24 protein-coding genes are annotated in these 25,432 nt (G+C 58.9%); 9 read left to right on the forward strand and 15 right to left on the reverse strand.

The features are described 5' to 3' along the window. The first annotated feature begins 42 nt into the window (after positions 1–42). On the forward strand, positions 43–1,458 hold the full coding sequence (locus tag ACR0M9_RS07795; RefSeq protein ID WP_480773269.1) for an FAD-binding oxidoreductase: 1,416 nt from the start codon (positions 43–45) through the stop codon (positions 1,456–1,458). A gap of 327 nt (positions 1,459–1,785) precedes the next feature. Here ACR0M9_RS07795 and ACR0M9_RS07800 read toward each other — a convergent pair whose 3' ends face one another. From ACR0M9_RS07800 to ACR0M9_RS07815, 4 genes are read right to left on the reverse strand one after another with little or no spacing between them, the layout of a single operon-like run. Then, on the reverse strand, positions 1,786–2,583 hold the full coding sequence (locus tag ACR0M9_RS07800; RefSeq protein ID WP_480773270.1) for an ABC transporter permease: 798 nt from the start codon (positions 2,581–2,583) through the stop codon (positions 1,786–1,788). Further along, entirely contained in the window at positions 2,580–3,332 is a 753-nt protein-coding gene (locus ACR0M9_RS07805) for an ABC transporter permease (protein ID WP_480475310.1), read from the reverse strand. The genes ACR0M9_RS07800 and ACR0M9_RS07805 overlap by 4 nt, the downstream gene beginning before the upstream one ends. A 9-nt stretch (positions 3,333–3,341) precedes the next feature. Next, a complete protein-coding gene (locus ACR0M9_RS07810) occupies positions 3,342–4,106 on the reverse strand; it encodes a transporter substrate-binding domain-containing protein (RefSeq protein WP_480475308.1) in 765 nt (254 codons plus the stop codon). Between the two features lie 44 nt (positions 4,107–4,150). Continuing rightward, positions 4,151–4,948: an ABC transporter ATP-binding protein gene (locus ACR0M9_RS07815; protein WP_480486771.1), complete on the reverse strand. Its 798-nt coding sequence runs from the start codon at positions 4,946–4,948 to the stop codon at positions 4,151–4,153. Between the two features lie 77 nt (positions 4,949–5,025). On the opposite strand from ACR0M9_RS07815, the gene ACR0M9_RS07820 reads away from it, so the two are divergent. The 5 genes from ACR0M9_RS07820 to ACR0M9_RS07840 all read left to right on the forward strand — a co-directional run bounded on the left by ACR0M9_RS07820 (position 5,026) and on the right by ACR0M9_RS07840 (position 10,474). Further along, the gene (locus ACR0M9_RS07820) at positions 5,026–5,682 is read left to right on the forward strand and encodes a TetR/AcrR family transcriptional regulator (RefSeq protein WP_480773271.1); all 657 of its coding nucleotides are present in this window, start codon (positions 5,026–5,028) and stop codon (positions 5,680–5,682) included. Next, the gene (locus ACR0M9_RS07825) at positions 5,679–6,863 is read left to right on the forward strand and encodes a pyridoxal phosphate-dependent aminotransferase (RefSeq protein ID WP_480518606.1); all 1,185 of its coding nucleotides are present in this window, start codon (positions 5,679–5,681) and stop codon (positions 6,861–6,863) included. The genes ACR0M9_RS07820 and ACR0M9_RS07825 overlap by 4 nt, the downstream gene beginning before the upstream one ends. Then, positions 6,860–8,464 (forward strand): 5-guanidino-2-oxopentanoate decarboxylase, encoded by a 1,605-nt coding sequence (locus ACR0M9_RS07830; RefSeq protein WP_480773272.1) that lies wholly within the window; start codon positions 6,860–6,862, stop codon positions 8,462–8,464. The genes ACR0M9_RS07825 and ACR0M9_RS07830 overlap by 4 nt, the downstream gene beginning before the upstream one ends. A gap of 3 nt (positions 8,465–8,467) precedes the next feature. After that, complete coding sequence (locus ACR0M9_RS07835) at positions 8,468–9,250, forward strand: dimethylarginine dimethylaminohydrolase family protein (protein WP_480773273.1); 783 nt, start codon at positions 8,468–8,470, stop codon at positions 9,248–9,250. A gap of 225 nt (positions 9,251–9,475) precedes the next feature. Next, the gene (locus ACR0M9_RS07840) at positions 9,476–10,474 is read left to right on the forward strand and encodes a LacI family DNA-binding transcriptional regulator (RefSeq protein WP_480773274.1); all 999 of its coding nucleotides are present in this window, start codon (positions 9,476–9,478) and stop codon (positions 10,472–10,474) included. Here ACR0M9_RS07840 and ACR0M9_RS07845 read toward each other — a convergent pair whose 3' ends face one another. After that, positions 10,475–11,608: a Gfo/Idh/MocA family protein gene (locus tag ACR0M9_RS07845; RefSeq protein ID WP_480773275.1), complete on the reverse strand. Its 1,134-nt coding sequence runs from the start codon at positions 11,606–11,608 to the stop codon at positions 10,475–10,477. It lies immediately after the preceding gene. 37 nt (positions 11,609–11,645) lie between these two features. After that, the gene (locus tag ACR0M9_RS07850) at positions 11,646–12,749 is read right to left on the reverse strand and encodes a Gfo/Idh/MocA family protein (protein WP_480773276.1); all 1,104 of its coding nucleotides are present in this window, start codon (positions 12,747–12,749) and stop codon (positions 11,646–11,648) included. A 124-nt stretch (positions 12,750–12,873) separates the two neighbouring features. Here ACR0M9_RS07850 and iolC point away from each other — a divergent pair, with 124 nt between their 5' ends. From iolC to ACR0M9_RS07865, 3 genes are read left to right on the forward strand one after another with little or no spacing between them, the layout of a single operon-like run. After that, positions 12,874–13,842 carry a 5-dehydro-2-deoxygluconokinase gene (iolC, locus tag ACR0M9_RS07855; RefSeq protein ID WP_480773395.1) on the forward strand — a complete coding sequence of 323 codons (969 nt, stop codon included), beginning with the start codon at positions 12,874–12,876 and terminating at the stop codon, positions 13,840–13,842. A 9-nt stretch (positions 13,843–13,851) separates the two neighbouring features. Continuing rightward, positions 13,852–14,688 (forward strand): 5-deoxy-glucuronate isomerase, encoded by an 837-nt coding sequence (locus tag ACR0M9_RS07860; RefSeq protein WP_480773277.1) that lies wholly within the window; start codon positions 13,852–13,854, stop codon positions 14,686–14,688. Further along, a complete protein-coding gene (locus tag ACR0M9_RS07865) occupies positions 14,685–15,524 on the forward strand; it encodes a class II fructose-bisphosphate aldolase (RefSeq protein WP_480486759.1) in 840 nt (279 codons plus the stop codon). Before ACR0M9_RS07860 ends, ACR0M9_RS07865 begins: the two co-directional genes overlap by 4 nt. Before the next feature lie 15 nt (positions 15,525–15,539). On the opposite strand, the gene ACR0M9_RS07870 is transcribed toward ACR0M9_RS07865, so the two are convergent. The 9 genes from ACR0M9_RS07870 to iolG form a co-directional block, all read right to left on the reverse strand. Further along, complete coding sequence (locus ACR0M9_RS07870; RefSeq protein WP_480483303.1) at positions 15,540–16,298, reverse strand: SDR family NAD(P)-dependent oxidoreductase; 759 nt, start codon at positions 16,296–16,298, stop codon at positions 15,540–15,542. Next, positions 16,295–17,101: a 5-deoxy-glucuronate isomerase gene (gene iolB / locus ACR0M9_RS07875; RefSeq protein WP_480773278.1), complete on the reverse strand. Its 807-nt coding sequence runs from the start codon at positions 17,099–17,101 to the stop codon at positions 16,295–16,297. Before iolB ends, ACR0M9_RS07870 begins: the two co-directional genes overlap by 4 nt. A gap of 48 nt (positions 17,102–17,149) precedes the next feature. Next, complete coding sequence (locus tag ACR0M9_RS07880; RefSeq protein WP_480483299.1) at positions 17,150–18,331, reverse strand: phytanoyl-CoA dioxygenase family protein; 1,182 nt, start codon at positions 18,329–18,331, stop codon at positions 17,150–17,152. 47 nt (positions 18,332–18,378) lie between these two features. Further along, positions 18,379–19,278 carry a myo-inosose-2 dehydratase gene (gene iolE / locus ACR0M9_RS07885; protein WP_480773279.1) on the reverse strand — a complete coding sequence of 300 codons (900 nt, stop codon included), beginning with the start codon at positions 19,276–19,278 and terminating at the stop codon, positions 18,379–18,381. Continuing rightward, positions 19,275–21,107 carry a 3D-(3,5/4)-trihydroxycyclohexane-1,2-dione acylhydrolase (decyclizing) gene (gene iolD / locus ACR0M9_RS07890; protein ID WP_480773280.1) on the reverse strand — a complete coding sequence of 611 codons (1,833 nt, stop codon included), beginning with the start codon at positions 21,105–21,107 and terminating at the stop codon, positions 19,275–19,277. The genes iolE and iolD overlap by 4 nt, the downstream gene beginning before the upstream one ends. 151 nt (positions 21,108–21,258) lie before the next feature. Then, the gene (locus ACR0M9_RS07895) at positions 21,259–22,080 is read right to left on the reverse strand and encodes an ATP-binding cassette domain-containing protein (RefSeq protein ID WP_267364097.1); all 822 of its coding nucleotides are present in this window, start codon (positions 22,078–22,080) and stop codon (positions 21,259–21,261) included. 1 nt (position 22,081) lies between these two features. Continuing rightward, entirely contained in the window at positions 22,082–23,188 is a 1,107-nt protein-coding gene (locus ACR0M9_RS07900; RefSeq protein ID WP_267364099.1) for an ABC transporter permease, read from the reverse strand. Between the two features lie 68 nt (positions 23,189–23,256). After that, positions 23,257–24,177 carry a sugar ABC transporter substrate-binding protein gene (locus tag ACR0M9_RS07905; protein WP_480625471.1) on the reverse strand — a complete coding sequence of 307 codons (921 nt, stop codon included), beginning with the start codon at positions 24,175–24,177 and terminating at the stop codon, positions 23,257–23,259. Positions 24,178–24,301: 124 nt separating this feature from the next. Further along, the gene (iolG, locus tag ACR0M9_RS07910; RefSeq protein ID WP_480773281.1) at positions 24,302–25,315 is read right to left on the reverse strand and encodes an inositol 2-dehydrogenase; all 1,014 of its coding nucleotides are present in this window, start codon (positions 25,313–25,315) and stop codon (positions 24,302–24,304) included. Positions 25,316–25,432: the final 117 nt, after the last annotated feature.

The raw sequence follows: 25,432 nt of genomic DNA on the forward strand, positions 1-25,432 counted from the left end.
AGCCGTGCGCGAAACCTTTCCTGAAACAAGGGAGGCCTAAGCATGTTTGACCTGAAAGCACTCGACGGACGTATCGCGACTGTGGATCAAGGCGATTTGGACGCGCTAGATGCCTCACTGCGCGGCGGGGTCTACCTGCGGGGAACCCCGGAATATGAAGAAGCCAGGATTACCTGGAACAGCATGTTCGAGCGTTACCCCGCCTTCGTGATCCGTGCGATGGGGGCAAGCGATGTCCAGAAGGCAATAAACTTCGTCCGACAAGCAGGCCTCATGATGACCGTTCGATCAGGTGGACACCAGATTGCAGGGCACGCCGTCGCGGACAAGGCCGTCATGCTGGACCTGTCCCAGATGCGTTCGGTTCACGTGGACCCTGCCCGCAAAACTGTCCGCGTTGCACCCGGTGCGTTGCTTGGAGACGTTGATCGCGAAACACAGGCCCATGGTCTTGTCGTCCCCACAGGCATCAATTCGACCACCGGCATCGCCGGGCTGACCCTGGGCGGCGGTTTCGGCTGGACGACCCGGAAATTCGGCATGACAATCGACAACCTTCTGTCGGCAGAAGTTGTCACAGCGGATGGCGCGATTGTCACCGCATCATCCACGAGCCACCCGGAACTTTTCTGGGCCATTCGTGGTGGTGGCGGAAACTTCGGTGTCGTTACCTCATTCGAATTCCAGTTGCATGATCTTGGGCCGGATGTCCTGTCCGGCCTGATCGTGCACCCGATCGAAAAGGCACCAGAATTGCTTTCCGAATTTGTGGCCATTGCGGACACGTCCCCCGATGAGCTCACCGTCTGGAGCGTGATGCGAAAAGCGCCGCCGCTCCCGTTCCTGCCGGAAGAGTGGCACGGGCGCGAAGTGCTGATTTTCGCAGCGTGTTACAGCGGCCCGATGGATGAAGGTGAAAAAGCGATGTCGGCCTTGCGCGCGCTGGGTGAGCCGATTGTGGATGTCATTTCACCGCACAGGTTCGTGGACTGGCAAGCGGCTTTTGATCCCCTGTTGTCGCCGGGCGTCCGCAACTATTGGAAAAGTCATGACTTCAACACGCTGCCCCCGGCCGCCATCACGGACCTGCTGGACGCGATTTCCACCCTTCCTGATCCCGCCTGCGAGGTATTCATTGCTCATGTCGGTGGCGCGATGGCCCGCGTTGAGCCCGCTTCTACCGCCTACCCACAAAGATCTGCGCATTTCATCATGAATGTCCACACGCGATGGGAAGACCCTGACAAGGATGACACCTGCATCGGTTGGGCACGCCAGCTGTACGAACAGATGAAACCGTACTCAACAGGCAGTGCCTATGTGAACTTCATGCCTGAAGACCAATCCGATCACATGAAAGGCGCTTATGGAGTGAACGGCGAAAAGCTGTCCAAGATCAAAGGAAAGTACGATCCCACCAACTTGTTCAGGATGAACCACAATATTCTACCAACGTAAGACAACCAGAGTGGCAATTCCCGAACTGCATTGATGTTGGGACCGCTGTCTTAGCACCACTCAATTTTTCTCGCTGTTCGGCTATCGCGCCAAGCGGTTCCTCTCACCTATGGCCGCGCTGGCACTCATGCCCTCTTGTCGTGCAGCTACCCTAGATGCTGTATCCTTAGAGCGTTGAACTTGCGGGGCGCGACCGAACCGACGTCCCTGATCCCGCTTCAAACACCTGTTTTACGCTTAAGCCTGCAATCTGGGTCGCTAAGAACAATTCATCGAATAACCGCCTCGAAATTCGCGGGGCAAGTTTCTTTCGACTACTGGCCGAAACTATCCGACAAGCCCATTGCGGCGTCCGGTTCCCAGAACCTTCACCTCGAGCCAGTGGAACACCAAAGCAATTACGCCCGCTACGAGAATGTAGAATACAGCCAACAGGATAAGCGGTTCGTAGACGATAAACGTATCGGCACGCACACGGGACGACACGGCATAGATATCAACCACGGTTATTGTGGCGACCAGCGGTGTTGCCTTTAATTGCAGGATAGTTTCACCGCCCAAAGTCGGCAGAACATTGCGGATTGCCTGCGGTAACCAGATGCGGCGAAACATCGTCAGCCTTGGCATACCAAATGCCTTGGCCGCCTCCAGCTGTCCTTTGGCAACGCCCTTGAAGGCTCCGCGCATGACCTCGCCTTCATAACCCGCATAAGAAAGTGTCAACGCCAGCACCGCATAGGGCCAAGCCTGACGCAGGTACGGCCAAAGATCAGACGATCGTATCCATGGAAACTGCGGAAACAGAGAGCCGAGGCCATAATACAGCAACCAAAGCTGCAAAAGTAGCGGTGTGCCGCGAATGATGGTACAGAACGCCTTGGCGGGTGCCGCAAGATACCATGGCCCAACGGCCTGCGCTAATCCAAGCGGTACAGCCAGTAAAAATCCAAGAACGATCGTGACAACCAGCAACCAAAGCGTGGTCCAGATACCCTTCAATGCAAGCGGCGCATAATTGGGTATCCAGTCCCACCGCAATGTCATCGCGCACCAAACCGCGATCCCGGCAAAGATCAGCATCATCACGATACGATGAGGTTGCATCAGAGATCTGAGGTCGATCATCTGCTGCCTCCGTTCAGAGCGGGTTGGCCGCGACGGGCCCATTTCTCAATCCGCGCAAAGATCCCACCCGAAAACAGCGTAACCATCAGATAAAGGAAGCCCGCCGCCAAGAAAAAGGTGAAGTAGGCCCGCGTGCTGCTGGCCGCCTGGCGCGTTTCCAACGTCAGCTCGTTAAAACCGACTACAGCCAGCAATGCTGTGTCTTTGGTTGCAATCAGCCACAGGTTGGCCAGACCAGGTACGGCGAAGCTCATCATGGCGGGGATCGTGACGCGCCGCATGGTCATGAAGGCCGGCATTCCGTAGGATTTCGCCGCTTCGATCTGACCGGGCGGAACCGCCTGAATGGCGCCGCGCAGAATCTCGGTCGCATACGCGCCCTGAACGACGCCCAGCACCCAAATGCCTGCGGCAACGCCGTTGATCTCAACCCGGCCACCACCCATGGCAGCAGATATTTTGTTGATAATATCGGATCCCACGTAATACAGGATCAGGATCAGGACCAGTTCCGGCACGGCCCGGATCACGGTCGTGTAAATGGCAAGAAGGTCGCGCGTGACCTTCCCGCCGTAAAGTTTGCCATACGCTCCGAACAATCCGATCACGAGGCCCAGTGCATATGCGCCAAAAGCGATCTGCAAGGAGTGGGACAATCCGCGTAGCAGATTGGCCCCCCACCCCGGCGGCGAGAGCGACAGAAGCTCTGCGCTCTGCGCCAAACCAAGTGATTCCAGAAATCCGGTCACGGCAACGGCTTAGTAGATGCTGGTCGAGAAATAGTTCGACGTGATCTTCTCATGCGTGCCATCGGCAAGAATTGCCGCGATGCCCTTGTTCAACGCCGCAAGCAGGTCATCCTGCCCTTTACGAACGCCCGCACCGACACCACGCCCCAAAATGGCGGGATCGTCCTTCACGGCACCTTTGATTTCGCAGCAAGCACCGGCATCCGAATTCACAAAATCGGCCATCGCAATGCTGTCAGCTTGTGTGGCGTCGATCCGACCCGCAAACAGGTCCTGATTGGCCTCATCCTGAGTTTGATATACGCGCAGTTCGGAATCCTTGAAGTATTCCTGCGCATAGGCTTGGTGGATCGTCGAAGCCTGAATGCCAATGACTTTACCCGCCAGCGATTCCGGGGTTGCTTCGATATCCATCGATTTATCGGCAACGATAACCGCAGGTGTGTTGTAATAAGGATCGCTGAAATCAATGGTTTTCAACCGCTCCTCGGTGATCGACATCGAGGCCATGATGGCGTCGATCTGCTGCCCCGTCAGCGAAGGGATGATACCGTCCCAGGCCACCGGCGTGATAACACAGTCAAGTTCGGCAGCGGCGCAAACTGCATTGATGACGTCGATCTCCCAACCAACCCAGTTGCCTGAACTGTCCAGCGACGCGAAGGGCGGATAAGGCTCAGCCGCGATGCCGATCTTGACCTCTTCTGCACTGGCAACACCAGCCGAAAGGACAGCGGCGGCAAGACCGGACGCGAGCAGTTTTTTGACGTTCATTTTGTTACTCCCTTTAGGTTTATTTTGTTGTTTTTTGTAGTGGATCAGGCGACCGAGCTGAGGAACTGCTTCAATCGTTCTGATTTTGGATTTCCGAAGACCTCGGCAGGTGGACCCTGCTCTTCAATGCGGCCCTCGAAAAGATAGACGACATGGTTCGCGACTTCGCGCGCAAACTTCATTTCATGGGTCACAAGCAGCATGGTGCGCCCTTCCGCTGCAAGATCCCGGATCACGGTCAGAACCTCGCCGACAAGCTCTGGGTCAAGCGCTGAAGTTGGCTCATCGAAAAGCATTACCGAAGGATCCACCGCAAGCGCGCGTGCGATGGCGGCGCGCTGTTGCTGACCGCCTGAAAGATAGGCCGGATAGGTGTCGGCCTTGTCACCAAGCCCCACCCTTTTCAGCAGGTCATGCGCCCGCGCGACAGCTTCGGCCCTTGGTACCTTAAGGACATGTACCGGTACCTCGATCACGTTTTCCAAAAGTGTGCGATGTGTCCACAGGTTGAACTGCTGGAAAACCATCGCAAGCCGCGTACGGATACGTTCAATCTGGCGGCGGTTCGAGGGGCTGCCGTCGGCATGCATTTCAACCAGCTCACCGCCGATGGTGATCTTTCCCGAGCTTGGTGTTTCCAGAAAGTTGATACAGCGCAGCATGGTGGATTTGCCCGAGCCCGAACCCCCAATGATGGCAACGACATCGCCCTTGTTCGCTGTCAACGAGACACCTTTCAAAACCTCCAGCGTGCCGAAAGACTTGTGCAGGTCCTCAACCCTTATCGCCTCGTCAGACGTGGTTGTTTCGCGTGCGGGTGATGCTGCTTTGGCTGTGTCCATATCCAAGAATCTTCTGATTTCAGCTTGCAGTAAGCCTCGAATCTCGCAATTATGCAAGTGTATAATAATTCCGTACCATGGATGACCCGGACGTGCAGGACGACAGCCGTAAATTTACACGTGAATCTGCCGAGTTTCGGCGCGAGGCGCTGATCCTGGCGACTTTGGACCTGATCGCCGAGATGGGTGTTCGGGGGGCCACTGTGCGTCAGATCTCGGCCCGTGCGAACGTGACCCAAGGGCTGATCCGGCACTATTTCTCATCCAAGGAGGAACTGGTTCAGGCCGCGTACGAACATCACATGAATACGCTGACCGATCAGACAGCTGCGTCGTCAGGGAAAGGCAGCGCAGTATCTCAGTTGACCAACTTCGTTGATGCGTCGCTGCGACCGCCAATCGTTGATCCAAGCGCTGTGGCCTTGTGGGCCGGCTTCCTGAACAAGGTGCAGCGAGATCCGAAAATGCAACGCATTCACCAGCAAACCTATAACTATTTCCGGGATCACCTTGAAAAGCTGATCGTCGCCGCATTGCAAGAAACCGGGCGTCCCGTCACCGCGTCGCAAGCGGCGCAACTGGCCATTGCCTGTAACGCGGTTATCGACGGTCTTTGGCTGGAAGGCGGTGCGCTTCCAGATGCGTTTTCCGAAGGTCAATTGGCGCAGATCGGATTGGATTCAGTCAGTGCTATCGTCGGTATCTCATTGATCAAAGAGGTGGAACAACCATGAAGACCACATCTGTGACAGAACGGTTAGCGGGCTTGGGTGGCGCCAAATGGGGCGTACATCTGAAAGCGCGCGACCTTATTAAGGCCGGAGCGGACATCGTCGAAATGACGATAGGTGAACCGGACGTGCCGGTGCCGGACGCGCTGGTCGAAGCCACCGTAACCTCACTACGGGCCCAGCGAACGGGCTACTCCAATGGCCGTGGCGAAGCTGGCTTGCTTGACGCGCTTTCCGCCCGTTACTCGGCTTCCCGCGGACGCGTTTTCGGGCCCGAGAATTTTCTGTGCTTTCCCGGAACGCAGACCGCATTGTTCGCTGCCATGGCCGGCGTTGCCGAGGCCGGTGACGAAGTTCTGGTCGGTGATCCGATGTATGCAACCTACGAAGGGGTCGTGCGTGCTTCTGGGGCGGAAATGGTGCCCGTACCGCTGCGCCCGGAACACGGGTTTCGCATGCAGGCCAAAGATATCGCCGTACGCGTAACACCGCGCAGCCGCGCCATTCTTCTGACCACGCCACACAACCCAACGGGCGCGATCCTGACCGCCGAGGAGCTAGCCGAGATCGGACAGCTCGCGATTGCGCATGATTTGTGGATTATCTCGGACGAGGTCTATGAAGAACTGATCTTTGACGGGGCCAGATTTGTGTCGCCACTGGCAGACCCGGAACTGGCGGATCGTGTCATAGGCGTATCATCCATCTCGAAATCACATGCCGCGCCGGGGTTCCGCAGTGGCTGGTGTGTCGGGCCAGCCGCGTTTTGCGAAGCGCTACTGCCCTATTCCGAGACCATGCTTTTCGGCAATCAGCCCTTTATCGCCGATATGACTGAAAAGGCGATCCGCGACGGGTCCGAGGTTGCCTCCGGCATGGCCGCCCGTTTTTCGGCGCGCGCCACGCTTTTGGCTGATCGCCTCGAAGCAGAAACGGATCTGACCGTTCACCGGCCTCAGGCGGGAATGTTCGCCATGATCAACGTCTCCGCCACCGGGTTGGACGGCGAAGCCTATGCCTGGGACCTGTTGCAGACCGGGGTGGCTGTCATGCCGGGTTCCGCCTTTGGGGACAGCTTGAAAGACTGGGTGCGAGTGGCCCTGACGATCAGTGACACCAACTTTGCCACTGCGGTCTCTCGCATCATCGACCACGCCAACAGAAAATCACGCGAGGTTGCATGAGTGAAATGACCGTGGGCGAAGCATTGGTTGCAAGGCTTCGCCAAAAGGATGTGACCTGCGTGTTCGGAATTCCGGGCGTTCATACGGTCGAGCTTTACCGCGGGCTTGCAGGCTCGGGCATTCGTCACGTTACACCCAGACACGAACAGGGTGCAGGGTTTATGGCCGACGGCTATGCGCGCGTGTCAGGCAAACCGGGTGTGGCCTTTGTGATCACCGGGCCTGGATTGACCAATACATTGACGCCGATGGCGCAGGCCCGCGCGGATTCAATACCGATGCTGGTGGTGTCCGGTGTCAACAAAACCGCATCTCTTGGCAGGGGTTTAGGGCATCTGCATGAATTGCCAGACCAGTTGGGACTGGCCAGGACCGTTGCGTTGCTGTCCGAACAAGTTTCCGCCACCAACGCTCTGGACCCGGTCTTGGACCGCGTGTTCCACACCCTCGCCAACGGTCGATCCGGACCGGTGCATATCGAAGTTCCGTTGGATATCGCAGCGGCTGATTATCAGGAAACACAGGTCGAACCGCTTGTCTCAGCCTCTCCGATTGACCCGGCTTTGATTACACAAGCCGCACAGCAACTGGCCAAAGCGAAGAACGTTGTCATTCTGGCGGGCGGCGGCGCAAAACGTTCCGAGGCTGGATTGCAGGCCCTGGCCGAAGCTCTCGATGCGCCCGTGGTGCAAACGGTCAACGCGCGCGGCCTGATGCACAGGCATCCGCTGACTGTTCCGGCAAGCCCCAGCCTGAACGCCGTACGCGGCTTGATAGAAAGCGCCGATTGCGTCCTTGCACTGGGAACCGAGCTGGGCCCAACCGACTATGATATGTATGCCACCGGCCAAATTGCCAAAATGTCAGGGTTGATACGGGTTGATCAATGTGGCGGGCAACTGGCGCGACATGAGGCAGCGCTCATCATTCAAGGTGACGTCAACTTGGCTGTATCAGCGCTGGTTGACGCCTTGCCGCACAAGCCAAAGCAAAGCGATGGCGCGGAACGTGCAGGCAAAACACGTGACGCCGCCTGGGCGGAAATTGGTCCAGACTATCGCAAACAGGTGGAAATCCTCAACGCAATGCGTTCTGCGGTCCCGAACACCCTGATGGTCGGAGACTCCACGCAACCAATCTATGCCGGCAATCTTTTCTACGATCACGACCGGGCCGGAGGCTGGTTTAACGCGGCAACCGGGTACGGCGCGCTGGGCTATGGAATCCCCGCAGCCATCGGCGCTTCGGTCGCCGATCCCACGGCACGTGTAATATGCATCGCGGGCGATGGGGGCGCGCAGTTTTCTCTGCCTGAAATTATGGCCGCGGTCGACGAAGACCTGCCGGTCACCTTCGTGATCTGGAACAATCACGGATACCAGGAAATTGCCACGTCAATGCAGGATGCGGGCGTGACAGTCATAGGATGTGATCCCTCGCCCCCCGATTTTTCAGCGACGGCCAAGTCATACGGTATTCCATTCGCTTCGGTTCCAGCTGAACCGCAGGCTGTCGCGCAGGCATTGCGCCAAACTGCCGCCCAGAACGGGCCGGTAATGATCGAAGTCACCGCTCCGAAATTCGCAGCTCAGAAAGATTGAAACATGTCAGACCCAACCTTTGAGTTTTCCCGCGCCATCACCCGCCGTCCGGCTCCGACTATTGCAGGCGGGTTGCGTGCAGAAGATATCGGAAACCCGGATTTCGACGGGATGACAGCGGCGCATAAGGCATATGTGGCAGCACTGAAAAGCACCGGAGCAGAGGTGATCGAACTGGATCCCCTGAACGCGTTTCCCGACGCGCAATTTGTCGAGGATACAGCCCTTTGCCTGCCGCAAGGTGCGATATTGATGCGGCCCGGCGCACCTTCGCGGATGGGTGAAGTGGCTGAAATGGCGCCGACCCTTCGCGACTGCTACGACACGGTTCTGGAAATTCAGGGACCCGGCCATGTCGAGGGTGGAGATATCCTTGTTACCGGTCGAGAAATTCTGGTGGGCCGGTCAGACCGGACTGACGCGGAAGGTGTCGCCGAGCTGGCGAAAATCACCTCGGAGTGGGGGCACAAACTGCGCGAAGTTTTCACGCCCGAGGGCGTCCTACACTTCAAGACAGATTGTTCGCTGATGGACGCCGAGACAATACTGTCGACCCGACGGCTGGATGCATCGGGCTGTTTTGAGGGCTACCGGGTGCTGCATGTTGCGGACGGAGAGGAAGCTGCCGCCAATGCGATCCGCTTCAACAATCTGGTGCTGATGGCCGCTGGCTTCCCACGCACCGCTGAGATGTTGGATCGCGAAGGGTATGAGGTCGTAGAAATCGACAACACCGACTGCGCAAAGCTGGACGGAGGAATGTCCTGCCTTTCGTTAAGGTTCTAAGGGCGTAACCGGTAGCGTTCGATCCTTGGTGTTTCTTGCGAAACCCGTCGCCTGTACCGGTCTTTCCTTTCCCGCCATTCGCTCATAAACATAGGTGGCCGGCGATGATCTCGTCCGCCTAGTGCGACCTGCAACCGGTTGCAAGACTTTTGCGATGGTGCATAATGAATCTCTGATGCAAAACACCTTGATATCTCTGACCATCAACGACCGGAGCCGCACTGCGTGAGCGTGACCCTGAAAGACGTCGCCGCCTTGGCCGGTGTATCGCGATCTGCCGTGTCGCGCACCTTTACCGAAGGCGCCTCGGTCTCTGCGAAAACACGCAGCAAAGTTGAAAAGGCCGCGCGAGAGCTTGGCTACAGTCCCAACGCCCTCGCCTCGTCCCTGACCACCGGGCGCACAAAACTGATCGGGTTGATTTCGAACAACTTTCACAACCCGATTTTTCTTGAGGTGTTCGATCAGTTTACCCGCGCCTTGCAGGAACGCGGGCTGCGTCCTTTGATCGTGAACCTGACGGACGAGACCGAGCCCGCAAACTCGGTCCGCATGCTGCGCCAGTATTCGGTTGACGCGGCCATCGTTGCCTCTTCGACGCTGCCGCCCAGCTTTGCCAAGGCGTTTCACGATGCGGGCGTACCGGTGGTGCACACGTTCGGTCGCTCGGCCACCTCGCCCGAAGTGCATGTGGTGGGAATCGACAATGTCGAATGCGGGCGCATGGCCGCGCGCGAGCTTTTGGCGCGCGGATACAGGCGTGTCGGCTATCTGGGCGGGCCCAAAGATGCAACCTCGGCACTCGACCGGTATCGCGGGTTCATGGAAGAATTGGCAGATCATCCCGATATCGAATTAAGTCATTGTTTCGCAGGGGCTTATTCCTTCGAGGCCGGCCGCGCCGAAATGTTGCGCCTGTTGGCCAACTCCCCGTCCGAGGCGTATTTCTGCGGCGATGACATCCTGTCTGTAGGCGCATTGTCCGCACTGGCTGATCATGGGCTGAAACCCGGTCAGGACATTGGAATTATCGGACTGAACGACATGGAAATGTCGCGCTGGGAAAGCGTTAACCTGACAACGATCCACCAGCCGATCAAGCAGATCATCACCTCATCCGTCGATCTGGTTGTCGAGATGCTGAAAGAGCCTCAGCGCTATCCCGAGGCCCGCATTTTCCCCTGCCGGGTGATCGAACGGGGCACATTGCGGCCCCGCCCCTGATCAGCGAAACATCGGCGGCCGCGCGTCCTTCCATACGCCATCGGCCTTGCCCGATGCAACAGCCGCGTGAACGGCCGCAATGGACCGCAGCCCATCTGCCGCACCGGGCAGACCGTCGCGTCTTTCACCGCGGATCGCATCCGCCAGATCGCAATAGATGTTGGCGACCGCCAGCGGGAACCCCTCGGGGTGCGCTATGGCGACACGCGACAGGCGTTGCACCTCGTCGTGCAAACCGCCCTCACCCTTTTCGATGATCTGAGTACGCCCCCCGACCGGAGTATAGATCAACTGGTTGGGCTGTTCGGATGCCCAGCGCAGCCCACCGGTTTCGCCAAAGACCTGAATGTCAAAGCCATGCTGCCGCCCGATCGCCACTGATGATGTCCACAGGCGCCCAACCGTGCCGCCCTCCATCCGGAAATTGATCATTGCATCATCTTCCAACTCACGGCTGGCGATGGTCGAAGCCATGTCGGCAGACAGGGTTTTCACCTGATCGTCACAGATGAAACTGGCCATGTGCAACGCATGGATGCCGCAATCGGCAAACTGCCCCGAAACACCGGCCATCGCTGGGTCATAGCGCCAGCGCACGCGCGGATTATCCGCATCTGTGGCGTCGCCATGATGACCGTGGCTGAAATTGGTCACCACCAGACGCACCTTGCCGATATCGCCTGCGCGCACCATTGCACGGGCCTGACGCACCATCGGATAGGCAGAGTAACAGTAGTTCACCGCACAGATCCTGCCCGAGGCTTCGGCCACGCGCACAATCTCTTCGCCCTCTTCCACCGTCATGGTCATCGGCTTTTCACACAACACGTTAAAACCTGCCTCAAGATAGGCCTTGGTAATCTCAAAATGGGTCGAGTTGGGCGTCGCGATGGTTACCAGATCAACCCGATCCTCGCGGTCTTTTTCGCCCGCCAGCATCTCTTGCCAGTCACCATAGGCACGATCGGCAGCAACACCCAATCGCTGCGCGTATTCGCGGCCCACCTCGGGTCGGTGATCCAGCGCGCCAGCTGCAAATTCGAACAACCCGTCCGCCTGCGCCCCAAGGCGGTGTGCAGGACCAATCTGGCTGCCTTCACCACCCCCGATCATGCCCCATCTCAACTTAGCCATGGTCATTGTCTCTCATTGGAATTGTCACGTAGAGCGATCAGAAATCGCTGATGTCCTGCCACTGCCGCTGATCGGACGAGGCCAGCGCAGCGGCCAGCACGCGGTTGACCTCATGCCCGTCGCGGAACGTGGGCCAGATCGCCTCGCCGGTGTGGATGGCCTGTAGAAAGTCCTTGGCCTCGATGATGATCTGGTCCTGATAGCCGGTTCCATGACCCGGACCCTGACAGAAGGGCTCATAATCCGGGTGCGCGGGGCCGGTCAGGATCTTGGTGAACCCGCGCGCGGCTTCGGGCCCTTCGCGCTTGTACAGCCACAGCGCGTTCTGGTCCTCCTGATCGAACCGGAGCGCGCCTTTTGTGCCCGAGATTTCATAGGCATAGCCCATTTTCCGACCCGTCGCGACGCGGCTGAAATACAGGTTTCCCATCACCCCGTTTTCAAACCGACACATCATCTGGGCATGGTCGTCATTTGTTACCTCACCACCGGGGCGGGTTTTGTGAACGGTCTCAACATCGGCCATCACCTGCGCAATGGGCCCGATCAGCGCCAATGCGCCGTTGACCATATGCGGGGCAAGATCGCCGATTGTGCCATTGGCCCTACCGGTTGTGCGCCAGGTGGCCGGGGCCTGCGGATCTGCATAGAAATCCTCGGTATGCTCGCCCCGGAACCACGTGATGTCACCAATCGCGCCATCGGCAATCAACTGGCGGGCATATTGGCTGGCGGGTGTGCGGATATAGTTGAACCCCACCATGTTCACCGCCCCCGAAGCCTCTGCCGCGGCAACCATCGCCCGACTGTCTTCAAGCGATGCACCCAATGGTTTCTCGCACAAGACCGGTTTACCCAAGGCAAAAGCTGCTTCGGCAATCTGACGATGTGTTGACTGAGGCGAGGCGATAACGATTGCCTCGACCCTGGGGTCTTCAACCAACATGCACCAGTCATCGGTCGCCCTCTGAAACCCATAGGCCGCCCGGTAGCGTTCGGCACTGTCCGGGCTCGACGCGCAGATGACCTCAAGCCGGGGGCGCAACGCCGTGTTGAACACCGCACCGACGGCCGACATGGCAACGGAATGGGCCTTGCCCATATAACCGCCACCCACGATTCCCACTCCGATTTCAGGCATCTGCCTTGGCCTCGCACATTGTGTTTGCAACCGGTTGCAAAATCAGTATCGTGTGAATCGATTCAACGCAAGGTCCAAACTTTGCCCACCCCACTTTGCCGGAGGACATGACGTGAGCGCTTTGATGGAGGGTATCAAAGGAAACAGCTTTGCCGTTCTGGGGCGTGCGGGTATGGACCTTTACGCAGACCCGGTCGGTGTCAAAAGCGAAGAGGCCGATACGTTCCATGCAGATCTTGGCGGCTCGTCCGCGAATATCTGTGCCGGTCTGGTCAAGCTGGGCAGTCAGGCATCCTTGATCACCTCCATCTCGGACGATGCAATTGGTCGATTCTGCCTCAACCGGTTGCAGCATTACGGGGTAGACACCGCTTATATCCGCGTGTTGGGGGGCGAGTACCGCACCTCTCTGGCCCTGTATGAAAGCCGGACCGAGAATTTCCAGAATGTCATCTACCGCAACGGTGCGGTCGATTTTCAGGTTACTGACGCGGATGTGGACAGGGTTGATTACTCATCCTTCTCGGCCCTGATCTCGGCCGGCACCGTCTTTGCATCCGAACCCTCGCGCAGCGCCACGTTCCGAGGGTTTGAAAACGCGCGCAAAGCTGGTCTTCCGATCATATTCGATGTTGATTACCGTCCCTACAGCTGGCCGTCGCCAGAAATTGCCGCTGACGTTCTGTCCCGTGCGGGCGAAGCCTGTGACCTGATTGTCGGCAATGATGAAGAGTTCGGGTTCATGGCCGGAGGTCTGGAAAAGGGCTTTGCCAAGGCACAGGACCTCGCCAGGAAACCGGGCCGGGTTGTCATTTACAAGATGGGCGAAAAAGGCGCCGTGACGCTGGCGGATGGGCAGGAAATCAGAACCGGGATCTACCCAGTGGACGCCATCAAGCCAGTCGGGGCTGGTGACAGTTTCATGGCAGGGCTTCTGGCTTCGATCGCGGCGGGGCACTCGCTGAAAGACTCGGTGATGCGCGGTTCCGCCTGCGCATCCATTGTCGTTTCCAAACCCGGCTGCGCCCCCGCCATGCCGACGACCCCCGAACTGAACGCGTTCCTCGCCTCTCATCCAGGCCCGACCACATAGGAGTATCCCATGCATATCGCGCCCTATGACAATCAGAACAAGCCCATCGTTGACGCCGGTGATCCGACCGTTCCGCTGAACTATTTCAACATCGTCAAACTGAAAAAAGGCGAGGCGTTCGAATACCAGGTGCCGGGCTACGAGACCTGCATCGTCCCTGCAACCGGCAGCGTCGATGTGGATGTCGAAGGCGTTTCCTTCCCCAGTCTGGGCAACCGGGGCGAAGATGTCTGGGATGGCGAGCCCGAGGGCGTCTATGTGCCCGTCGGCGCAAAGGTACAGATGGTCTGCGTTTCTGACGCGACCGAGGTGTTCATTGCCGGTGCGAAATACGACAAGGTGCTGGACCCGTTCGATGTGCGCGAACACGACCTTGTGCAATATGGCAGCGACGACACCAAAACCCACCGCAAAATCAAACACATCCTTGGCCAAAAGCAACACGACAAGGTTGGCCGCCTATTGGTGAGTGAGCTGTTCACCGTCGGTCAGGGCGGCTGGTCGGGCTTTCCCAGCCACAAGCACGACACCAACCGCCTGCCGGACGAGACCCGTCACGACGAGACCTATAACTTCCGGTTCAAGCCCAACTGGGGCTCGGGTCTACAGATGCTTCAGCGCGAAGATAACCAGCCGGGCGACGCCTATCACATCGTGGATGGATCGACCGTTTGCATCGACAAGGGTTATCACCCCTGCTGCGTTTTGCCGGGGTACGAGATGTATTATTTCACCATCCTCGGCGGCCTGACCCAGCGTTCTCTGGTGCAGTATTTCCAGCCCACACATGCCTATCAGATCGAGACCATTCCCGGCATCAAAGACATGATTGCGAAATTCAAATGACCCTCGTCACGCTGAAAGACGTCCTGCAACCCGCTTATGAAAAGGGCTATGCCGTGGGCGGGCTGGTCACACTCGGCTGGGAAGATATGCGCGCCTATGTGGCCGCGGCCGAGGCCGAGAATGCGCCCGTGATCCTGCAAGCCGGACCCAGCTGCCGCGACCACACTCCGCTGCCGGTCCTGGGCAAGATGTTCCGGTATCTGGCCGAAAACGCCTCGGTACCCGTCGTGGCGCATCTGGACCACGGCTATACGTTCGAAGACTGCAAGATCGCGCTCGACAGCGGTTTTACGTCCCTGATGTTCGACGGATCGCGCAAGCCCTTGCAGCAAAACATCGATGAAACTGCCGCAATTGCCGAGATGGCCCATGCGGCAGGGATTTCCTGCGAAGGCGAGATTGGTTTTGTCGGGTACTCGGGCGGTGAAGGATCGAACGGCACCGACCCGACAGAAGCGGCCCAGTTCGCACGTGAAAGCGGTGTGGATGCGATGGCGATATCGGTCGGCAACGTCCACCTGCAACAAAACAAGGAAGGCGGTCTGGACGAAGCCCGCATCGCCGAGATCGACGCCTTGACCACAGTGCCTCTGGTCATTCATGGCGGGTCGGGCGTGCCGGTAGATCAGCGCATGAAGCTGTCCCGCGAAACCTCAATCTGCAAATTCAACATCGGGACCGAGCTGCGCATGGCCTTCGGCAGTGCCCTGCGAGACGCTGTCAATCGCGATCCCGAACGGTTTGACCGCGTGACCATCCTGAAAGAAACCCATGATCCGGTCGAAGCCGCCGCGCGCATGGTCATCCGTGCCTTTGGTGCACCCCCGCAACGCTAACGCGCGCTTTCTCCTTCAGATCGAGCCGCCCTCGACCATGAAGTTGCCCGCGCTGCACATGGCGGCGTCGTCCGAGGCCAGAAACAGAACCATGCGCGCGACATAGACAGGCTCTATCGGATCGGGCAGGCATTGACGGTCCACCTGTTTGGCCAGCGCCTCGGGCGTGACCCACAGGTCTTTCTGGCGCTCGGTCATGATCCAGCCCGGCACCACCGTGTTCACACGAATGCGGTGATCGCCCAATTCGCGCGCCATGGTGCGGGTCAGGCCATGCACCGCCGATTTGGCGGTGGCATAGGCCGGAAAACCTGCCCCGGCCTCCCACCAGGAATTCGATCCTATGTTGACGATCGAACCTGCGCCCTTGGCGATCATACCCGGGGCCACAGCCTGAATGGCAAAGAACATATGGCGGATATTGGTCGCCATCCGCTCATCCCAATAGTCCGGCGTCACCTCGCGCCAGTCGTGGCGGTCATCCTGGGCGGCGTTGTTGACCAGCACATCCGCCTCGCCCAGCTCCTCGACCAGTTGCTCCAGCGCAGCCCGCGTCCCTTCGATATCGCGCAGGTCACATTGCGCAAAGGCGTGTTCACCGTCCAAGTCCGCCAGCAGAGCATGGCCCGCATCCGCATTGATATCCAGAAACCCGACCTTCGCCCCTTGCGCGGCAAAGGCGCGAACGGTTTCCGCACCAATTCCCCCGGCCCCGCCGGTGATGATAACCGTTTTGCCCGCAAGGCTAGGGTAATTGGCGAAGTCTTGGCTCATCCGTCACGCTCCATGATCCATTCGACCTCGGGGGCCAGGGCAAACCGCCATTTGCGCAGCGGGCCCGCCATGACGTTCAGATAATACATCTCAAACCCATAGGGCGCGCCGCAAGGGTGATGGCCACGCGGAACGATCACAACATCGCCATCGGAGACAGCCATCGTCTCATCCAACTGGCCATCATCGGTATAAACCCGCTGAATTCCGAACCCGTTGGCCGGGTTGAGGCGGTGGTAATACGTCTCTTCCAGATAGGTGATGCGGGGAAAATCGTCCTCATCATGTCGATGACTGGGGTAAGAGGACCAGTGCCCATTGGGCGTAAAGACCTCAGTCACCAGCAGACTGTCGGCATAATCCTCGTTCTCCATCGCGATATTGTTGATATACCGCGTATTCACACCCTTGCCGCGTTCGGTCAGCGTGATGCCATCCGGCCCGATCCGGCGCGCTTTGTGGCCGCCCTTACCCGGGGCCGAGCACACCGCCACAACGCAGTCGGTTTCCGCCACAGCCTCCCACTCGGTTCCGTTGGGCAGATACAGGCTATGCGGCGGTGTCTTTTCGAACACGTTCATCCGGTCGCCCAATACACCCCAGTCCTGACCGGCCCCGGTGATCCGTGCCTTGCCTTCGACCATCACCAGAATGATCTCGCGGTCTCCTGTCGCCTCGGCCGCCCTGTCGTCCGCTTGCAGATGATACAGCCCAAAACCCACATATCGCCATCCGGCACTGTCCGGGGTGATGTCATGTACCTTGCCACGGGTTCCAATAGGCTTCTTCAGCAGGTCTGCCATTCTTGTTCTCCTTATTGGGCGGGCCTAAACGGCCCGCCTGTATCGCCCTCAGGCCGCTTGCCGTGTTTGCAGGGCCGAAAGCGCCTCGGACAGTCGGGCCTCGGCCCACCCTTCCGATACGGCCCGGTGCAATATGTCAGCCTGGCTTTCGGGCGCATTGCCACCAATCGGCGGGTCGGTGTCCAGATTGGTCGGGAACGGATAGCCCTCAGCCGTTGCGGCAATCGCCGCAATCAGCTCTGGCGCACTCAGCGCCCCCCGTTGTTTCAGGGCGGCCAGCGACGGAAACACCGCCTGCGACATGGACTGCCGGTCAACCATCTCCATCGCACGACCGAAGGCAGACGAGACCTGCAACAGGTTCGCCATCCGCTGAATATCCGCACTGCTGTTTTCCCCGGCAGCGTGAAACAGCGCCGGGTTGAAGAACACCGCATCCCCCTTTTCAAGGGGCAACTGAATGTAGTTCTCTTCGAAAAACGCCCGGTGTGCCGCGTCATGGAAGGCGAGATATCCCGGCGCATAAAGCTGCGAAAACGGCAGCAGTTTGGTTGGGCCGCTTTCCACGGGCATATCGCAATGCGCAACCGCCCCCTGCAAGGTCAGCGAAGCCGTCACCAGATGGGCATGGGCCGGATACCGGGCGGCGCTGTCGGCGGTTTGAAAGCCCAGATGATAATCCCGATGCGCCTGCTGTGCCTTGCCGCCGGGGCGCACCTGATTGATTTGCGCGGTCATTTGATAGTTCGGCCCCAGCCACGCCTCGCAAGCCGCTGCAATGGCCACATTCCCGAAATAGAGCGCAAAGCCCTCGGGATCGCGCAAGCACTGTTTCTGCAATGCGTTCCATATCCGGTCATTCGCGCCCGAGGCCGCGAAGTGGTCACCTTCCCCGGCCCCGCCCTGACGTTCTTCCTCGATGATCTGATGGAACACAGCGGTCGCCCGGTCGATCACGGACGTATCCGCAAATGCGCCTTTTAGAACGATCACACCCGCAGATTTGTCCAACACGCCTGCCCATTCTGCCAGCAGTGCTTTTCTTTGATCCGCATTCTCCAGCGCCGGGCGCAGGGCGTGCATATCATAGATCGGAACGTTCTTTTGCACCGATGCGGCATGAGGCACCGCACCGGTTGTCAGGTTTTGCGAGGTCAACACCTTGAACTCATCCAGATCGCAGGATTCCCGGTCAAAATAGCCGACGTATCCAAGTTCTTGATGTACCATGACAAACTCCTCTTTCATGGCTTCGGTGTTGCCCCGAGGGGCGGTGATTAAACGGTGATCTCCAACCCTGCCTTGCCGCAAACCTCGACGATGTGGTCATAGCCCAATTTGGAGTACTCATAGGGCGGCGCCTTGGCGGGGTCCTGCTCGGCCTCGACCACGATCCAGCCGCTGTAATCCATTGCTTTCAACGCGTTGGCTACGGCCTGAAAGTCGATGCACCCATCACCCGGCACGGTGAACGCGCCGGCGATCACCGCATCCAGAAAGCTGCGATTGTTCTCGCGCGTGTCCCGCACGATGTCCGGGCGGATATCCTTGAAGTGGACATGGTGCACACGGTCGCCCCAACGGTTCAGTGTGGCCATCACGTCGCCGCCACCAAACAGCAGATGGCCCGTATCGAAGCACAAGCTCAATTCGGGGCCGGAACCCTCCATCAACCAGTTCACATCCTCTTCGCTTTCGATGATCGTGCCCATGTGATGGTGATAGGCCATCGGCATACCCTGATCTGCCATCCATTTGGCAAGCTCGGTCAGTTTGCCCGCATAGGCCAACACATCGTCTTTGGACAGCTTCGGGCGGTCATTGACCGGCGTTCCGATCTGCCCCTGAACGGTATTTGAACACTCGGCGTAAACGATGCAGGGGCTGTTCAGCGCAACAAACTGTTCGACCTGTTCACGCACGATGGCGATTTCGGCGTCCAGGTCATTGACCAGAGTACTACCCGAGCACCAGCCGCCGCACAGCGCGATGTCACTGGCATCCAGATAGGCGCGCAACCCTTCGGTGTCGCCGGGCATCCGCTGGCCACGCTCGACACCGGTATAGCCGATCTCGCGCGCTTCTTTAAGCGCCTGCTCCATCGTGTAGGCTGCGGTCAGGTCCGGCAAATCGTCATTCTGCCAGGCAATCGGAGAGATACCGATCTTCACGCTCATTTCGTGTTTCTTTCCTTGATGGCGACCTCATAGGCCGCACGTTTTTCGTTTACTTCCGGGCGGATGCTGACCTCGGGCACCGCCACTTCCCACCACGTTCCGCCATATTCGGTCGATGGGTACGGGTCGGTGTCGATCACCACCACATAGGGGCCTTTGACCTCGCCACGTTTGGCCAGTGCCTCCTCAAGCTCGGCGATCGAGCTGACCTTGACCGCCGTCGCCCCCATTGCTTCGGCATGTTTGGCAAAGTCGATCACCGAATTTTCACCGCCGATTGCGTGATCCAGCAGGTTGTTAAACTCGGCCCCGCCGGTTCCCATCTGCAAACGGTTGATGCAGCCAAAGCCGCGATTGTCGGTGACCACAACGGTGAACGAAATCCCCATCATCGCCGCCGTCGCCATTTCGGAATTCGCCATCATGTAAGTGCCGTCGCCGGTAAAGCAGATCACGTCGCGGTCGGGCTGGGCCATCTTGATGCCCATGGCACCGGCGATCTCATACCCCATGCAGCTGAAGCCATATTCCATATGATAAGCACCGGGGCGCGGTGCCTTCCACAGCTTGTGCAGCTCACCCGGCATCGTGCCTGCGGCACACATGGCAACGGTGTTTTCATTGGCCGCCCGCTGCACGGCACCAATCACCTGCATATCCGTGGGAAGTGCATTGCTGTCCGCGGGCGCGTCGGTCAACGCATCGACCTTGGCAAACCATTCCGACTTCAGCGTCGCGGGCATATCAGGCGCGCGGTAACCGCCCAACGCACCGCTCAGGTCACCCAGCCCAACGCGGGCGTCAGCCTGCAGCGGCATCGCGCCGTGCTTTGCCGCGTCATAGGCGGCGGTGTTCAGGCTGATCAACTCCCGCTCGGGGTTTTCGAACAATCCCCAGGACCCGGTGGTGAAATCCTGAAAGCGGGTGCCGACGCCCAGCACCAGATCAGCCTCGGCGCAGATATCATTGGCAGGCTCACCGCCTGTGACGCCAATCGGACCAAGGTTCAGGGGGTGATCCCAGGCCAGCGCGGATTTTCCCGCCTGCGTCTCGGCCACCGGCACGTTGTGCGCCTCGGCAAAGCGCTGCAACGCGGCGGTCGCGTCCGAATAATGTACGCCACCCCCGGCCACGATCACAGGGCGCCTGGCTGCCTTGATTGCGGCCACGGCCCGTGCCAATTCACCTTCATCCGGACGAATGCGGCGCTGATACCAGACGCGCGGCTCAAAAAAGCTAACGGGATAGTCATAAGCCTCGGCCTGCACGTCCTGACAAAAGGCCAGCGTCACCGGACCGCAATCCGCCGGGTCCGTCATGGTGCGGAAGGCACGCGGCAGCGCCGTCAACAGGTGCTCCGGCCGGGTGATGCGGTCGAAATAGCGGCTGACCGGTCTGAAACAGTCATTCGCACTAATAGTTCCGTCCGAGAACACTTCGGGTTGCTGCAAAACCGGGTCGGGTCCACGCGTGGCGAACACGTCACCGGGCAGCAACAAAACCGGCAGGCGGTTCACATGGGCCAGCGCAGCAGCGGTAACCATGTTGGTGGCCCCCGGCCCGATGGACGAAGTGACCGCCATCGCCCGCCTGCGCCCCAACTGCTTGGCATAGGCAATCGCACAATGTGCCATCGTTTGTTCGTTATGACCGCGATAGGTGGGCAGGCTGTCTTTCACACCGTGCAGCGCCTCGCCCAAACCAGCCACATTGCCATGGCCGAAAATCGCCCAGACACCTGCGATAAAGGGCTCTCCGGCCTCGTTCATCTGCGCGCCCAGATAGCGCACCAGAGCTTGCGCCGCGGTCAGTCGGACTGTCTTGCTCATCATGATCCCTTTCAACTCAGCTCCGCCTTTGGCGGCCTGCGGGTTTTCTCATTTGCGAAGGTGCCAGCTTTTGTATCAAAGCCTGAAAACAGAGTGGCGTCACGTGCCACCGCTCGATGGATGCCCCATTGGGACATCCAAATTCTGTACTTTAAACCGTGCCGCCCAGCGATCCCTCAAGCTCGGCCATTTCCTGACCGCCTGCCATCAGGTCCTGCAACTGCTCTGGCGTGATCTCGCCACGCGTTGCTGTGCCCAGCGTCTTGCCCCGGTTCAAAACGGTGAACCTGTCGCCCACTGCCAACGCGTGACGCACGTTGTGGCTGATGAAAACCACGCCGACGCCCTGACTTCGCACCTTGTCGATGGTGGCCAGAACGTTCGAGGTCTGGCGCACACCAAGGGCCGAGGTCGGTTCGTCCAAGATCAGAATCTTGGCACCGAAATACACGGCGCGGGCAATGGCGACGGTCTGCCGTTCCCCCCCAGACAGGGTGCCAACGGCCTGATCCGGTCCACGCAGGTTGATGCCCATCTTGCGCATCTCTTCCATGCAGACCTCATTTGCGTGTTCAACATCGAACCGCTTCAGCAGACCCTTACCCTTGGTCGGCTCGCGCCCCATGAAAAAGTTGCGCGTGACGCTCATCAGCGGGATCATCGCCAGATCCTGGAACACGGTCGCGATGCCTGCCTCCATCGCATCCCGAGGGGTGTCGAAATGCAGTGGCCTGCCCTCGAAAAAGATCTCGCCCTTGGTGGGTTTATGTACCCCGGACATGGTCTTGATGAAGGTCGACTTACCCGCGCCGTTATCGCCCAGCAAACAGTGGCATTCACCCGGTTTGACGTCAAAACTGACGCCCGCCAATGCGATGATGTTGCCAAAGTGCTTCTCGATATCCTTCATTTCCACGATGGGGGCCTGATCGCCCGCCGCATCGCCGTGGTGGAACTTGGTATCTTCGGTCATATCAGCGCTCCCCGGTTACGCGTTTGCGGATCGCGTTGTTGAACAGAACGGCAATCAGCAGCATCGCGCCCAGGAACACCTGGAACCAGTCCTGATCGAAATCCGTATAGGTCAGTCCGATGACAACCATGCCAAAGATGATCGACCCAAAGAACGCCCCGATGGCCGAGCCATATCCGCCCGTCAGCAGGCAACCTCCGATCACGGCGGCGATGATCGCCTCGAATTCTTTCTGGAAACCGCGCCGCGCGTCGGTCGAGCCCGCGTCGATCACCGTAATGATGGCAACAAGTGCAGCACAGCAGGCGGTCAGCATGAACAGGGACACCTTGATCTTGCTCACGGGAACACCTGAATTCGATGCCGCAGTGCTGTCACCGCCCGCCGCGAAAATCCAGTTTCCGGCAGGGGTCCGCAGCAACACGTAGGTGGCTGCCAATGCCAGCACGATGAACCACAGGATTTCGACCGGTACGCCGGGCACCTTGGGTGCTCCGCTTTTGAAGGTGTCAATCATGCCGTTGGCCGCCAGCCAGGCAAACAGGCTGCCAAAGGCTTCTCCCGAAAAGAACGGCGCCAGCCAGTCGTTTTCAACCACGTCACGCACACCGCGCAACTGGGTCGATCCTCCGGTCGCCGCCTTGAGGCCAACCAACGACAGACCGCGCAGAATGAACAGGAAAGCCAGCGTCACGATAAAGGACGGCAGGCCGGATCTTATGACGATATTTCCGTTTACTGCCCCGACGAATGCCGCGAATACAAATGTCATGGGGATCGCAATGATCAGTGGCAACTGCCATGTCACCACACAGACGCCGAAAAACAGTCCCGCAAACGCCACCATTGAACCGATGGACAAATCAAACTCGCCGCCGATCATCAGAAGGGCCGCACCGATTGCCAGAATGCCCAGCTGTGCCGCAGGTGTCATGAAGTTCATGACCCCGGCCAGGGTAAACATCGAATCGTCTGCTGTGATGGCAAAGAAGATGACCACCAGAACGACGCCCGCCATCGCACCGAGTTCGGGCCGTTTCATGAGCTTGGTCATGAAAGGTTCTTTCTTGACCCTTTCGTCCCCGGCGATTTGCGCTGAGTCACTCATCGTTTCCTCCCACTTGGGTGGGAACGGCGCCAACGCGCCGCCCCGTTTTGTTCAGGTTGCGGTATGGATCAGCGGATGCCCTGCGCGGACAGCTCGATCACCTGCGCGGCCTTGTCCTGAGTGATCAGGTTCGGACCCGAAGGAACATTACCACCGGGCATCAGGCCGTATTTGGCGTGCAGGCCCATGAAGTTCACCGACAGATACCCTTGCAGATACTGCTGCTGATCAATGGCAAAGGCCGCGTCGCCATCCGCAATCGATTGCAGGAAGTTGGCCGACAGGTCGAAGGACGCAACATTCACGTCACGGCCCGATGCTTTGACAGCGGCAACAGTCGGCTCTCCGGCCGAGCTTGCACCCAGCGCCATAACCGTATCGACGGCTTCATTTGCAGCCAGAGCAGCCGAGACTTTCGACTCGATTTCCGACGGATCGTTCGAGGTCGGCAGAACTTCGACATCGCCGCCAAAGCCTTCCGCGAAACCTGCACAACGCAGGTCCAGCGCAACGTTGCCCACTTCGTGGTTCACACAGATCGCGGTTTTGCCCCCCATCGAAGCCAGTTGTTCGCCCGCAGCTTTCCCGGCGTCAAACTCGTCCTGACCCACGTGCAGCAACGCACCCAGCTGTTTCGACACATCCGACCCCGAGTTGATCGAGATCACCGGGATGCCTGCGGCAACGGCGCGTTCGATTGACGGGCCAAGCGCATCCGCATCCGGGATCGAAACGATCAGGCCATCGGGCTCCTGGTTCACGGCAGCGTCGATCAGCTGCGACATGGCCACCATGTCGAAGGTTTCCGGCGCGCGGTATTCCACATTCACACCGACATCCTTGCCAGCCTGCTCAACACCGTTCTTCACGACGTTCCAGAATGCGTCATTGGCCTGGCCATGCGATACGACCACGATGTCCTGCGCAAGAGCAGGCGTCGCCAGGGCCAGTGCCCCCGCGGCAAGTGCACCTTTAACGAATTTCTTCATTTCAGTTTCCTCCCATTGGTTCAGTCTGATCTTCTGTTGGGGTACCGGCCCCAATCATCCGGCTGTGCCGAATCTCAGTGGCTGCGGCTCAGGGCCGAGCTGTCGTTAGTTTGAAGAATTTTGGTCATTTTGCAACCGGTTTCAAAATTTCCTCCATCCGGACGGGCATTCCCGTCTGCGCTGACAGGGTCGCGGCCTCGGCCATCGCCAGCGCCGCCACACCATCCTGCAACGTGACGGGAACGTCGGAACCGCCGCCGACAGCATCAACAAATGCGGCCCATTCCACGCGGTAGGCCGGCATGTAGCGTTCCAGAAAGAAATAAGTCGGCTTCGCGCCCACAACGCCATTTGCCGTCGATTTCACGACGGTGTTTTCCAGCATGTTATGCGCCTGCAACAACCCTTCCGAGCCCAGCAACTCGACCCGCTGGTCATACCCATAGGCCGCCCGGCGCGAGTTCTTGATGACCGCAATCCGGCCGTCTGCGTAAGTCATTGTGACCACGGCCGTGTCCACATCGCCTGCTGCGCCGATCTCTGCATCCACAAGCGACGATCCCACCGCTGTGACGGTCTGGGGCACATCCCCCATCAGAAAGTTCGCCATGTCGAAATCGTGGATCATCATGTCCCGAAACAGTCCTCCGGACACTTTTACGTAGCTGACCGGTGGCGGGGCCGGGTCAAATGACGTGATCGACAACAGTTCGGCCTTGCCGATTTCACCTGCGTCCAAACCGGCCTTCAAAGCCGCAAAATTAGGATCGAACCGCCGGTTAAACCCGATCATGACAGGTTTGCCGCGCCCCGCTACGGCGCTCAGACAGTCCTGTGCCCTCTGAAGGCTCAGATCGACGGGCTTTTCGCACAGAACGGCTTTGCCAGCGCCCGTGGCCGCCTCGATCAGGTCGGAATGCGTATCCGTCGGCGTTGCAATCAGAACCGCGTCAATTTCGGGATCAGCGATAATTTCTTCTGAACTGCGTGCCTCGGCCCCATATTCATCCGCGAGGCTGTTCGCCGCCTCGGGCAGCGCATCGGATATCGCACACAGCCTGCTCCCCGGATGGGAAGATATGGCCTGCGCATGAACGCGCCCAATACGCCCGGCACCCAGCAATCCGACCCTCAACATGCAGCTCTCCCGAATCTTGTTGTTGTGCGTAACAATGATTTTCTTTGCAACCGGTTGCAATATATTTTTTGCATCACCCCCGGATTTGCCAGCGGCTTCTACAGCCTCAACACGAAT

Source organism: Ruegeria sp. CH2 (genome assembly GCF_056537065.1).